Annotated in this window: 15 protein-coding genes; 11 read left to right on the top strand and 4 right to left on the bottom strand. The window is 73.4% G+C overall.

Annotated features, from left to right (window positions below):
- Positions 1 to 48: 48 nt before the first annotated feature.
- On the bottom strand, positions 49 to 852 hold the full coding sequence (locus KCH_RS13965; RefSeq protein ID WP_157032046.1) for a hypothetical protein: 804 nt from the start codon (positions 850 to 852) through the stop codon (positions 49 to 51).
- Between the two features lie 786 nt (positions 853 to 1638).
- Here KCH_RS13965 and KCH_RS37275 point away from each other — a divergent pair.
- Positions 1639 to 2121, top strand: coding sequence for a hypothetical protein (locus tag KCH_RS37275; RefSeq protein ID WP_051653057.1), 483 nt, complete (start codon positions 1639 to 1641; stop codon positions 2119 to 2121).
- A gap of 22 nt (positions 2122 to 2143) precedes the next feature.
- Here the strand turns inward: KCH_RS37275 and KCH_RS13955 are convergent, their stop codons facing one another.
- Positions 2144 to 2734 (bottom strand): isochorismatase family protein, encoded by a 591-nt coding sequence (locus tag KCH_RS13955; RefSeq protein WP_035863073.1) that lies wholly within the window; start codon positions 2732 to 2734, stop codon positions 2144 to 2146.
- Positions 2735 to 2876: 142 nt separating this feature from the next.
- On the bottom strand, positions 2877 to 4190 hold the full coding sequence (locus KCH_RS13950) for a nicotinate phosphoribosyltransferase (protein WP_035863071.1): 1314 nt from the start codon (positions 4188 to 4190) through the stop codon (positions 2877 to 2879).
- Positions 4191 to 4334: 144 nt separating this feature from the next.
- On the opposite strand from KCH_RS13950, the gene clpS reads away from it, so the two are divergent.
- From clpS to KCH_RS13910, 9 genes are all read left to right on the top strand, one after another.
- The gene (gene clpS, locus KCH_RS13945; protein WP_035863063.1) at positions 4335 to 4628 is read left to right on the top strand and encodes an ATP-dependent Clp protease adapter ClpS; all 294 of its coding nucleotides are present in this window, start codon (positions 4335 to 4337) and stop codon (positions 4626 to 4628) included.
- 42 nt (positions 4629 to 4670) lie between these two features.
- The gene (locus tag KCH_RS13940) at positions 4671 to 5246 is read left to right on the top strand and encodes a DUF2017 domain-containing protein (protein ID WP_035863061.1); all 576 of its coding nucleotides are present in this window, start codon (positions 4671 to 4673) and stop codon (positions 5244 to 5246) included.
- A 158-nt stretch (positions 5247 to 5404) separates the two neighbouring features.
- A complete protein-coding gene (locus KCH_RS13935; RefSeq protein WP_051653056.1) occupies positions 5405 to 6844 on the top strand; it encodes an amino acid permease in 1440 nt (479 codons plus the stop codon).
- Between the two features lie 20 nt (positions 6845 to 6864).
- Positions 6865 to 7296, top strand: a complete 432-nt coding sequence (locus tag KCH_RS13930) for a M67 family metallopeptidase (RefSeq protein ID WP_035863058.1) — start codon at positions 6865 to 6867, stop codon at positions 7294 to 7296.
- Between the two features lie 141 nt (positions 7297 to 7437).
- Positions 7438 to 7551, top strand: a complete 114-nt coding sequence (locus KCH_RS46590) for a putative leader peptide (RefSeq protein ID WP_338015809.1) — start codon at positions 7438 to 7440, stop codon at positions 7549 to 7551.
- 128 nt (positions 7552 to 7679) lie between these two features.
- Complete coding sequence (locus KCH_RS13925; protein ID WP_035863055.1) at positions 7680 to 7958, top strand: MoaD/ThiS family protein; 279 nt, start codon at positions 7680 to 7682, stop codon at positions 7956 to 7958.
- Complete coding sequence (locus KCH_RS13920; RefSeq protein WP_035863054.1) at positions 7958 to 8926, top strand: PLP-dependent cysteine synthase family protein; 969 nt, start codon at positions 7958 to 7960, stop codon at positions 8924 to 8926. Before KCH_RS13925 ends, KCH_RS13920 begins: the two co-directional genes overlap by 1 nt.
- Positions 8927 to 9158: 232 nt before the next feature.
- Positions 9159 to 9347: a MerR family DNA-binding transcriptional regulator gene (locus KCH_RS13915; RefSeq protein WP_035863052.1), complete on the top strand. Its 189-nt coding sequence runs from the start codon at positions 9159 to 9161 to the stop codon at positions 9345 to 9347.
- A gap of 159 nt (positions 9348 to 9506) precedes the next feature.
- Entirely contained in the window at positions 9507 to 10259 is a 753-nt protein-coding gene (locus KCH_RS13910; RefSeq protein ID WP_035863051.1) for an MBL fold metallo-hydrolase, read from the top strand.
- Here the strand turns inward: KCH_RS13910 and KCH_RS13905 are convergent.
- Positions 10247 to 11164: a branched-chain amino acid transaminase gene (locus KCH_RS13905; protein ID WP_035871967.1), complete on the bottom strand. Its 918-nt coding sequence runs from the start codon at positions 11162 to 11164 to the stop codon at positions 10247 to 10249. The genes KCH_RS13910 and KCH_RS13905 overlap by 13 nt on opposite strands.
- A 141-nt stretch (positions 11165 to 11305) precedes the next feature.
- On the opposite strand from KCH_RS13905, the gene KCH_RS13900 reads away from it, so the two are divergent.
- Positions 11306 to 12253, top strand: coding sequence for a helix-turn-helix domain-containing protein (locus KCH_RS13900; RefSeq protein WP_051653055.1), 948 nt, complete (start codon positions 11306 to 11308; stop codon positions 12251 to 12253).
- Positions 12254 to 12269 lie beyond the last annotated feature (16 nt).

Below are 12269 nucleotides of genomic sequence, written 5' to 3'. Positions count from 1 at the left end.
ACCGCCCCAGGGAGCCCGGAAGGGCTCCCTGGCGACCTTGTGGGGCGGTCAGTGGACCTCGGGGCCACCCGCCTTCCGAACGGCCCGCAGAACGCCCCTCGCGCCCCCGACCCGCACGCCGGCCTGCGCATCGACTGCCACCTCGACCGGCACATCGACCGCCGCCCCGACCACCGGACCGGCCGTCGCGCCGCCCCCGGCCGAGCGGCCCGCATTCCGACCGGCGCTACGACCCGCGCTGCGACCCGCAGCGAGATCGGTACCGAGATCCGTACCGAGATCCGCCCCGCGAGCCCCGTCCCGGGCCGCCGGGACGGTCGCCGCCGGGACGGTCGCCGCCGAGGCTGCCGCCGCCGCGGCTTCCGTCGCGGCCTCGGCGGCAGCCGCCTCCGCGGCCCGGGCGGCGGCGGCCACGCTGTCGGGCTCGCGCCGCAGCTGCTCGGGGATGCCGGCGGTGGTGCGGCGGATCCGGCCGGTCTCCTCGACGGCCTCGCGGGCGGCCAGGTAGGCCTGCACCGCGGCGATCCCGTACACCGGCTGGATCAGCTGGTGGCCTTTGAAGAACGGCCGCGCGGGGGCGAACCCGGCGGCCGTGACCAGCTCGCGGATCTCGGTTATCTCCTCTTCGCTGCGTGCCGTGAAACGGACTTCCCAGCCCTTCTTGTACGCACGTCCGTCCTCTCCGCCGCGGCGGGCGGGATCGGGTTGGCGGACGTAGCCGGGCAGGCGGCCGAGGCGCAGTCTGGCAGCGCGCTGGGCGGATGACTCGTCGCGGGACATGTGCCTGATGGTAGGCAATTCGGAACGGCCGCCGACGCCCCGGGGGGTGCCGCTGCGTGTGGGATCGATCACGGTCGGTCAGATCGCGCAGGTCGGCGGGCCGGGTCCGACCGGATCGCAATGCTGTGTCGATCCAATGAAAATCGGATTGTAGGCGGCAAGTCCGATCTAATCCGGCAACGGATCGAACGTCCGATCCGCCGAATGGGTGAGGGTATGAGGACTTTAGTGCGGAGCAGTCCCGGTTTGACGACGGTTGGGTAACAGGTCGTCAGGTCCGGCCCCCGGTGTCGGAGGCGCGGGGGAGTGTGGTCGACATGAGCTACCGGATTCCGCAGCAGCCCGTCTCTCTCGAAGAGCTGGCCCGGCGCCAGCAGAATGTGGTGACGGCAAGTCAATTGCGCGCCCGGGGCGTGCCGGCCCGCCTGGTGAGCGAGCACTGCCGGCGGGGCGGTCCGTGGCAGCGGCTGCTGCCGCGGGTGTACCTGCTGCAGGAGGGGCCGCCGACGCCGGAGCAGCGGATGTGGGCGGCGCTGCTGTACGCGGCGCAGAGCGGCCGGGCCGAGGGCGGCCGGGAGCGTGCGGTGATCACCGGCGCGGCGGCGCTGGCGCTGTACGGGTTCGTCTCGGTGCCGCGGCTGCCCGCGGTGCTCGGGGTGGATGTCCTGGTGCCCCGGCAGCGCCGGCTGCGGGACGCCGGACAGGTCCGGATCCGGCGCACCGAACGGGAGTTGGAGGCCCGGACGGTGCACGGGCTGGCCTGCGCGCCGGTGGCCCGGGCGGTGGCGGACGCGATCCGCGAGTGGTCCGGGCCGGGCGCGTCCGAGGGCGGCGGGCCGCCCGGGGCTGCTGCGGGCGGTGCTCCGCGAGGCGCTGGCGCGCGAGGGCGGCTGCGGCGCGTCCGAGCTGCTCACCGAGCTGGCCGACGCGGAGCTGCTCGGGGAGCCGCAGGTGCGCGCCGCGGTGGACGAACTGCTGGCCGGGCAACGGGAGTCGGCGCTCGCCTCGCTGGTGGAACTGGCCGTCGAGCAGGGGCTGCCGCTGCCGCTCCCGGGCGCCGAGCTGCGGATGCGCGGCGGCACCTACATCGCGGTGCCGGACCTGTACTGGCCGGAGGCGGCGGTGGCGGTGGAGGTCGACTCCGAGCTGCGCTGCGTCAGCGAGGGCGAGGCGGCCTGGATGCGGGCCGGCCAGCACCGGATGGAGTACCTGGGGGTGCGGGTGGTGTACGTCGGCTCGGCCCGGCTCGCCGCCGAACGGAACGCGGTCGGCGGCGAGTTGGCCGAGGCGTACGGGCTCGGCGGCGAGGACGTGGTGGAGCTGGTGGTCACCGAGCGGTGAGCGCGGGGCGGCTGACGAAGCGTCAGCTGCGGACCACCGGCGTGCCGGTCAACTCGACGCCGGCGGTGCGGAGTTCGGCAAGCGCGGCCTCGGTGGTGGCGGGTGCGACGCCGGCCGTCAGGTCGAGCAGGACGCGGGTGGCGAAGCCCTCCCGGGCGGCGTCCAGGGCGGTGGCGCGGACGCAGTGGTCGGTGGCGATGCCGACCACGTCGACGTCGGTGACGCCGCGTTCGTTCAGCCAGTCGGCGAGGGTGCCGCCGTGCTCGTCGAGGCCCTCGAAGCCGCTGTAGGCGGCGGCGTGGGCGCCCTTGGAGAAGACCGCCTCGACCGCCCCGGAGGTCACCGAGGGCGCGAAGTTGGGGTGGAAGCCCACGCCTTCGGTGCCGGCCACGCAGTGCGCGGGCCAGGAGTGGACGTAGTCCGGTTCGGCGGCGAAGTGCGCACCGGGGTCGATGTGGTGGTCGCGGGTGGCGACGATGTGGGCGTAGCCGGGGGAGGCGTCGGCGATCAGGTCGGTGATCGCGGCCGCGACCTCGGCCCCGCCGGCGACGGGAAGGCTGCCGCCTTCGCAGAAGTCGTTCTGCACGTCGACGACGATCAGGGCCCGGTGCATGGCTGGCTTCTCTCGTTGGGTGGTGCGGTCCAGGGCCCGGGGGTCTCGGTGGCCGCGCAGGTGTCGGGGGAGGGGCGCCGGGGCGGGCCCGGACGGTACGGCGGTTGGCACTCTAGGCAGTGCCGGGCGGCGGCGGAAGGGTTCAGCCGGTGTGCCGCTCGGTGCCGATGACCGGCTCGCCGCGCGAGAGCTGGGTGGCGGACAGCGGCAGCGTGGCGCGGGCCCGGCGGTGGCGTTCGCGGGCGGCGTCCAGCGGTTCGCGGCCGACCACCTCGCCGGCCCTGATCAGCGGCACGTGCAGCAGGTGCGGCTCCAGTTCGGCGGGCACCGGGCCGGTGCCGACCACCTCGGCCTCGGCGACGCCGTCGGCGTCGGGGCGGCGGGCGGCCCACTTGCGGCCGCCGACGCTGGTCTTGCCGCCGGCCGAGCGCTTGGCGACCGGGACGAGCTCGCCCCCGGGCGCGGACTCGCGGGCGACCAGCTTGTAGACCATCGCGCAGGTCGGGTGGCCGCTGCCGGTGACCAGGCTGGTGCCGACGCCGTAGCCGTCCACGGGGGCGGCGGCGAGCGCGGCGATGGCGTACTCGTCGAGGTCGGAGGTGACGATGATCCTGGTGCCGGTGGCGCCGAGCTCGTCGAGCTGGCGGCGGACCCGGTGGGCGAGCAGCGTCAGGTCGCCGGAGTCGATCCGGACGGCGCCGAGGTCCGGCCCGGCCACCTCGACGGCGGTGCGGACCGCCTCGGCGAGGTCGTAGGTGTCGACCAGCAGCGTGGTGGCGCGGCCCATCGACTCGATCTGCGCGGTGAACGCGTCCTTCTCGCTGTCGTGCAGCAGGGTGAAGGCGTGCGCGGCGGTGCCGGTGGTCGGGATGCCGTAGGTGAAGCCGGCCTCCAGATCGGAGGTGGCGGCGAAGCCGGCCAGGTAGGCGGCCCGGGCGGCGGCGACGGCGGCCTGCTCGTGGGCGCGCCGGGCGCCCATCTCGATCACCGGGCGGTCGCCGGCGGCGGCGGTCATCCGGGAGGCAGCGGCGGCGATCGCCGAGTCGAAGTTGAGGATCGACAGGATCACCGTCTCCAGGATCACCGCCTCGGCGAAGCTGCCCTCGACGGTCAGCAGCGGCGAGCCGGGGAAGTACACCTCGCCCTCGGGGTAGCCGTGGACGTCGCCGGTGAAGCGGTAGTCGGCGAGGTAGCGCAGGGTGTCGTCGTCGACGACCTGCTGGTCGGCCAGCCAGTCGAGTTGCGGGGTGGTGAAGCGGAAGTTCTCCACGGCGTCCAGCACCCGGCCGGTGCCGGCCAGCACGCCGTAGCGGCGGCCGTTGGGCAGGCGTCGGGTGAACACCTCGAAGACCGAGCGGCGGTGGGCGGCGCCGCTGCGCAGCGCGGCCTGCAGCATGGTCAGCTCGTAACGGTCGGTGAGCAGCGCGGAGCTGCGGTGCGCGGTGATGGCGTCCATGGGATTGATGCTACTACCACTTAGCGTCAGATTGACGATTTCCCTCCGGCGTTCGTGTCGGGCGACCCTGATTCGCCCCGCGGTCCCTCGGATGGAAGCATGGAGCGCGGGGAAAAGATCGAGGTCGACGAGGAGAGACGGACTGTGAGTGTCGCGCCGGTGGAGATCGAGCGCCCGGAGGTGGAGGGGGTTCCGGTCACGGAGCCGGACACTCCCTGGGTGACCATCGTCCACAACGACCCGGTCAACCTGATGACCTACGTGCAGTACGTGTTCCAGAGCTACTTCGGGTACCCGAAGGACAAGGCGCGCAAGCTCATGATGGACGTCCACACCAAGGGGCGGGCGGTGGTCTCCAGCGGCACCCGCGAGGAGATGGAGCGCGACGTGCAGGCGATGCACGGCTACGGCCTCTGGGCCACCCTGCAGCACGACTGACGGCCCGTCACCCACCACCCACGAGGGACTGATCCGAAACACATGGCCGGTTTGTTCGAGAGCGCCGCGGACGGCGGCGCGGCGATCCCGCTGGACGAGTTCGAGGCTTCCATCCTGCGCTCGCTGGAAGTGCAGATGCTGGAGCTGATCGGCCCGCCGCCCGGCGGGGAGAGCGACGACCCGCTGGCGGCGCTGTTCGCCGAGGGTCCGAGCGAGGCGCCCGAGGACCCGGCGCTGCTGCGGCTGTTCCCCGACGCGTACGGCGGCCCGGGCGCGCCGAAGGACGCGGAGGCCGCCGAGATGGCGTCCGAGTTCCGCCGCTACACCGAGCTGGACCTGCGGGCCCGCAAGCGCGAGGACGCGCTGGCGGTGGTCCGGGCGCTGGACGGCCTCGGCGGCGAGGGCGGCGTGGTCGCGGTCGGCGCCGCCGACTGCCCGCGCTGGCTGGGCGCGCTGAACGACCTGCGGCTGACCCTGGGTTCCCGGCTGGAGGTCAGCGAGGAGGACGAGGACGGCCTGTACGGGCTGCCCGAGGACGACCCGCGCAAGCCGCTGGTGATCGCCTACCTGTGGCTCGGCGCGATGCAGGAGAGCCTGCTGGAGGCGATGATCGGCTGAGCCTCCGGCCCGCCGATTCGCTCGTATTGTCCGATTGTTCTGTGAAAGCCCCGGAATCACCTGGTTCCGGGGCTTCCGCATGGTTCACTGCTGCTTCCGAGGGAAGACGGGGCGGGCCGGCCGACCGGTCGGCGCGGACCGTGAGGCGAGGCGGGCAGATGACGCAGGAGACGAACGAGGCGACCGACTCCGTCCCCGACGAGGAGGGCTACCAGCGCGGCCTCGGCGGTCGGCAGATCCAGATGATCGCGATCGGCGGCGCGATCGGCACCGGTCTGTTCCTCGGCGCCGGCACCGCCATCTCCAAGGCCGGCCCCGGCCTGCTGCTCGCCTACGCGGTGGCCGGCGTGGTGATCTTCGTGATCATGCGGGCGCTCGGCGAACTGCTCACCTACCGCCCGGTGTCGGGCAGTTTCGCCGAGTACGCCCGGGAGTTCCTCGGCCCGTTCGCCGGCTTCGTCACCGGCTGGACGTACTGGCTGTTCTGGGTGGTCACCGGCATGGCGGAGACCACCGCCGCCGCCGTCTACGTGCGGTTCTGGGAGCCGGGCGTCCCGCAGTGGGGGACGGCGCTGGTGTTCCTGGTGCTGCTGTACGCCGCCAACCTGATCTCGGTGAAGCTGTTCGGCGAGATCGAGTTCTGGTTCTCCATGGTCAAGGTCACCGCGATCGTCGGCATGATCCTGATCGGCATCGGCGTGCTCGTCTTCGGCTTCTCCGCGGCCGGCGACACCGCCTCGATCACCCACCTGTGGAAGGACGGCGGCTTCTTCCCCAAGGGCTTCGGCGCCGCCGTGATGTCGCTCCAGATCGTCATGTTCGCCTACCTGGGCGTGGAGCTGGTCGGCGTCACCGCGGGCGAGAGCGAGAACCCGGAGAAGACCCTGCCGCGGGCGATCAACACCCTGCCGGCCCGGATCGCGCTGTTCTACGTCGGCGCCCTGCTGATCATCCTGTCGCTGGTGCCGTGGTCCGAGTTCGAGCCCGGCGTCAGCCCGTTCGTGGCCGCGTTCGGCAAGGTCGGCATCCCCGCGGCGGCCGGCATCATCAACTTCGTGGTGCTCACCGCCGCGCTGTCCTCCTGCAACTCCGGCATGTACTCCACCGGCCGGATGCTGCGCGACCTGGCGCTGCGCCGGCAGGCCCCCCGGCGGCTCACCCGGCTCACCGCCAGCCGCACCCCCGCCGCCGCGATCACCGTCTCCTGCCTGCTGATGGGTGCCGGCGTGGTGCTCAACTACCTCGTCCCGGAGCGGGCGTTCGAGTACATCACCTCGGTCGCCACGGTCTGCGGCCTGTGGACCTGGGGGGTCATCCTGGCCAGCCAGCTCCGCTACCGCCGGGCCTGGCGGGCCGGCCGGCTGCCCGCGCCGACCTTCCGCGCGCCCGGCGGCAGTTGGAGCCGCTGGGTGGCGCTGGGCTTCCTGGTGATGGTCGCCGTGCTGATCGCCCTCGACCCCACCGCCCGGATCTCGCTGTACGTCTTCCCCGGCTGGGCGCTGATCCTGGTCGTCGGCTTCCGGGTGCTCAGCCGCCGCAACCCGGCCGCCGTGCACGGGGATCCGCACGGGCACCTGCACGCCGGAAGCGGCGACTGACGCCTCGCTATCCTGGCCGCATGCTGACCATCACCCGAGAACTGCGCGACCGGATGGTCGCCCACGCCCGCGCCGACCACCCGGACGAGGCGTGCGGCGTGATCGCCGGACCGGCCGGCACCGGCCGGCCCGAGCGGTTCGTCCCGATGCTCAACGCGGCCCGCTCGCCCACCTTCTACGAGTTCGACTCCGGCGACCTGCTGAAGCTGTACCGCGAGATGGACGACCGGGACGAGGAGCCGGTGGTGATCTACCACTCGCACACCGCCACCGAGGCCTACCCGTCCCGCACCGACGTGAGCTACGCCTCCGAGCCGTTCGCCCACTACGTCCTGGTCTCCACCGCCGAGGGCACCGGCGAGGACGACCCGTACCAGTTCCGCTCGTTCCGCATCGTGGACGGCGTGATCACGGAGGAAGACGTCCAGGTGGTCGAGGCGTACCAGGACTGAGCCCCCGCAGCCCCACGACGGGCCCGACCCGGCCGCTCCGCGAGCGGCGGGCGGGCCCGTTTTCCCATCCCTCGGAACGCGGACGCCCGGATGGCGAGACGAGCATGTCAAAGCGGGGGCGGGAATCTATACGATGAGTCCATGCGTTCCGTCGATGTGAGCATTCAGGCCCCAGGCACCCGCCTCGTGGCACGCCTGCACGTCGACCTGTGCCGGCTCGCCAGCGCGATCTGTCCCGGCACCGCCGCGCGCTGACCGGCCGAGCCGGCGGCAAGCCTCTCGACAGCTTTCTCGACCCTCCCGCCCCGGGCGCCCCGGGGCCCTTCCTCCTGCCGCGCCCCGCCCGGCCCGGCACACCGACCCCACTCCACAGGAGCGCAGCCATGGCCATCGAGGTCCGCATCCCGACCATCCTCCGCACCTACACCGACGGCGCCAAGGCCGTCGACGGCAACGGCGCCAACCTCGGGGAGCTCTTCACCGACCTCGACGCCCGCCACCCCGGCATCGCCGCCCGCCTGCTGGACGGCGGCGAGCTGCGCCGCTTCGTCAACGTCTACCTGAACGACGAGGACGTCCGCTTCCTGGACGGCGTGGCCACCGCGGTCACCGACGGCGACAGCGTCACCATCCTCCCCGCCGTGGCCGGCGGTATGAAGTAATGCGCTACGACAGCCCGATCGAGGCCGTCGGCAACACCCCGCTGGTACGGCTGCCGCGGCTCTCCGCCGCCGTGCCGGGGAACGACGACGGCCTGGTCACGCTGTGGGCCAAGCTGGAGGACCGCAACCCCACCGGCTCGATCAAGGACCGCCCCGCGCTGCACATGATCGAGCGCGCGGAGGCGGACGGCCGGCTCACCCCGGGCTGCACGATCCTGGAGCCGACCAGCGGCAACACCGGCATCTCGCTCGCCATGGCGGCCAAGCTCAAGGGCTACCGGATGGTCTGCGTGATGCCGGAGAACACCAGCGAGGAGCGCCGCGAGCTGCTGCGGATGTGGGGTGCGGAGATCATCCCCTCGCCGGCCGCCGGCGGCTCCAACACCGCGGTGCGGATCGCCAAGGAGATCGCCGCCGAGCACCCCGACTGGGTGATGCTCTACCAGTACGGCAACCCGGACAACGCGGGCGCGCACTACCACGGCACCGGCCCGGAGATCCTCGCCGACCTGCCCACCGTCACCCACTTCGTGGCCGGCCTGGGCACCACCGGCACCCTGATGGGCGTCGGCCGGTACCTGCGCGAGAAGGTCCCCGGCGTGCAGATCGTCGCCGCCGAGCCGCGCTACGACGACCTGGTGTACGGCCTGCGCAACCTCGACGAGGGCTTCGTCCCCGAGCTGTACGACGCCGAGGTGCTGACCACCCGCTTCTCGGTCGGCTCCGCCGACGCGGTCGCCCGCACCCGCGAACTGCTCCAGCAGGAGGGCATCTTCGCGGGCGTGTCCACCGGCGCGATCCTGCACGCCGCGATCGGGGTGGCCCGCAAGGCCGCCCGGGCCGGCGAGCGGGCGGACGTGGTCTTCGTGGTCGCCGACGGCGGTTGGAAGTACCTGTCCACGGGCATCTACACCGCCGAGTCCACCGAGGCCGCGGTCGAGGCCCTGCAGGGCCAGCTCTGGGCCTGACGGAACGTCGGTCCGACGGCGCGGCACCCCTCCGGGTGCCGCGCCGTCGGCGTCCGTGCGGTCGGCTCGTCCGATCATCGGCCCGCTGTGACATCCGGCTCTTTGTCCGTTCCCGGTGACCGCTCTGTCACGGAACCGCCACCGCCCCGGGTCGCGCGCCCGCCCCGCGCACCCGCCCCGTGAGGCTGACGGCGCACCACTTGGTTCACCGTCACCGTGGAGGTGGGCAGCCATGCCCGGCCGGAAGCTCTGGTCCTACGTCGAGATCGCCCGTCACATCGGCGTGCAGGCCGAGACCGTCCGCACCTACAAGCGTCACGGCCTGCTCCCGCACCCCGACCGGGTGGACGCCGGCTACCGCCCCCGCTGGTACCCGGAGACCATCCGGCACTGGGCCCGCAGCCGCCCCGGGAGGCGCTGAGACGCCCCGCCCCGTCCTGGTGATTCCGCCCACAGCGCGGCACGGGAGAGGGGGCAAAGTGCCGACCGGCCCTTACCCTCGACACTCAAAGAACCCGCTCCGCCCCCGGCGGCGCGGACGGCCGCGGACGATGGCCCGACGGGGCGGGAAGGGCTCGGCATGAAACTGACCGTGGTGGGGTGCTCGGGGAGCTTCCCGTCCGTGGACTCCCCGTGCTCCAGTTACCTGGTGGAGGCCGACGGCTACCGCCTGGTCGTCGACCTCGGCAACGGCGCGCTCGGCAACCTGCAGCAGCACACCGGCCTGTACGAGGTCGACGCGGTGCTGCTCAGCCACCTGCACGCCGACCACTGCATCGACCTGTGCGCCTACTGGGTGGCCCGCAACTACCGGGTCGAGGGCTGCCCCGACCCGCTGCCCGTGTACGGGCCCACCGGTACCGCCGACCGGCTGGCCCGCGCCTACGACATGCCGGAGAAGCCCGGCATGACCGAGGTCTTCGACTTCCGCGACCTCGGCGACGGCGCCCGGCTGTCCCTCGGCCCGTTCACCGTCACCGCGGCCCGCGTCAACCACCTGGACTGCGAGGCCTACGGCTTCCGGATCGAGGCGGCCGGCCGCAGCGTGGTGTACTCCGGCGACACCGGGGTCTGCCCCGACCTGGTCGAACTCGCCCGCGGCGCCGACCTGTTCCTCTGCGAGGCGGCCTACACCCACGGCAAGGAGACCTTCGACTCCATCCACCTCAACGGCCGCCAGGCCGGCGAGCACGCCGCCCGGGCCGGCGTCGAACGGCTGGTGCTCACCCACATCCCGCCGTGGACCGACGCCGAGCACAACCGCCGGGACGCCGCCGCCGCCTTCCCCGGCCCGGTCGACCTGGCCCGCGCCGGAGCCGTCTACGAGCTGTGAACCGGCGTCAGCCAGTGCCGGTACCGGGCGTCCTCCCCGAGCACCGCGGCCCGGTACGCCCGCCCCAGGAGCTTGGTCAACTCGCCCTCGCCCGACGGTAGTTCACGGTTGTCCAGGGAGGCGACCGGGACCACCCCGGCGGCCGTCCCGGAGACGAACAGCTCGTCGGCCGCGTACAGGTCCGAGCGCAGCAGCGGCTCCACCCGCACCTCGACGCCCAAGTCCCGGGCCAGCGTCAGCACGGTGTCCTGGGTGATCCCCTCCAGCGCGCCCGCGCTCGCCGGCGTGGTGCGCAGCACCCCGCCGCGCACCGCGAACACGTTCTCCGAACTGCACTCGCTGACCGTCCCGTCCGGGGCCAGCAGCAGCGCCTCGTCGTAGCCGGCCTCGGTCGCCTCCCGGCGGGCCAGCGCCGAGTTCAGGTACGGCCCGGTCGCCTTCGCCGCCGGCGGCACCGAGTTGGGGTCGGTGCGCCGCCAACTGCTGGTCGTCAGCCGCAGCCCGCGCCCGGCCGGCAGGTAGGCCGGCCACTCCCAGGACGCGATGGACACGCTGGTGGGGGAGTGCCGCATGTCCAGCCCCATCGAGCCGTAGCCGAGGAACGCCAGGTGCCGCAGGTAGCACTCCCGGTGGCCGTTCGCCGCCACCAGCGCCACCGTCGCCGCCGCCAACTCGTCCTGCCGGTAGGGCAGTTCGATGCGCAGCATGCGGGCGCTGCGGTCCAGCCGGGCCAGGTGCTCGTCCAGCCGGAACACCATTGGGCCGTCCGCGGTGTCGAACACCCGGGTGCCCTCCAGCACCCCGGTGCCGTAGTGCAGCGCATGCGTCAGCACGTGGACCCGGGCCTCCTGCCAGGGCACCAGCGCGCCGTCGAACCAGATCACGGAAGACTCGGGAATCGCCATGCCGCCCATCCTGGAGACCTCCGCCCGCCCCGCGAAGAGCACCGGGCCCGCCGGATCGGGCCATGGCCGCCACCGGCGCGCCCGTCTCGCATGCTGAAAACCGCCGGTCCGCCCACCGGCCGCGGCCCTACCCTCCGGAGGGTGGAGACCAGCACCGCCGTGTACGCCCGCCTGCTCGCCGACCCCGGCTGCACGCTGTCCGGCCTCCGCGAGGAACTCGCCTGCGAGGAAGCCGAGTTCGCCCGCGCACTGGACGAGCTGCGGGCCCTCGGACTGCTCCGGCCGACCACCGCCACCAGCAGCGGCGTGGCCGCCGTCCCGGTCGACAGCGCGGTGCGCGACCTGCTCGCCGACTCCGACGGCCGGCTCGCCGCGCTGCTCGGCGAGGCCCGCCGCACCCGCGAGCAGGTCGAGCACCTGCACAGCCACTACCTGCCGCTGCGCACCGCCGCCGCGCACGAACTCGTCCGCGGCCCGGAGCGGATCGCCGTCCTGCTGGAGGACGCCGCCCGCTCGGCCCGCACCGAGGCGCTGTCGCTGCGGCCCGGGCAGGACCAGTCGGAGAGCGGCCTCGCCGAGAAGCTCGCTCGGGAGCGGATCGCCCTCGCCCACCGGGTGGCGCTGCGCACCGTGTACCCGGCGGCCGCCCTGCACCAGCCGGCCGTGCTCGCCCACGTCCAGGCGCTGACCGCGGCCGGCGCGAGCATCCGCGTCGCGCACACGCTGCCGCTCTGGCTGATCGTGGTCGACACCCGCCTCGCCGTGCTGCCCGCCCCCGGCGAGCCGCCCGGCACCGCGGCCGTGGTGGTCCGCGACCCGGCGGTGGTGTCGGTGGTCCGCGAGCTCTTCGAGCAGTTCTGGGCGGGGAGTTGGGTCCCCTCGGAGCTGCTGGGCCGGGCGGCGCCCGACGACCGGCACCGCGAGGTGCTGCGGCTGCTCGCCGCCGGCCTGACGGACCAGGCGATCGGGCGGAAGCTGGAGATCTCGGACCGGACGGTGCGCCGCCTGGTCGCCGACCTCACCACGGCCCTGGGTGCGCAGTCCCGCTTCCAGGCGGGGGTGCACGCGACCAGGCTGGGCTGGATCTGAAGCGCCCTCGGTCGGC

It is taken from the genome of Kitasatospora cheerisanensis KCTC 2395, from assembly GCF_000696185.1.
GTDB classification, from domain to species: domain Bacteria; phylum Actinomycetota; class Actinomycetes; order Streptomycetales; family Streptomycetaceae; genus Kitasatospora; species Kitasatospora cheerisanensis.
Note: the sequence above shows the minus strand (reverse complement) of the source record. Positions and strands in the feature narration are given on the sequence as shown.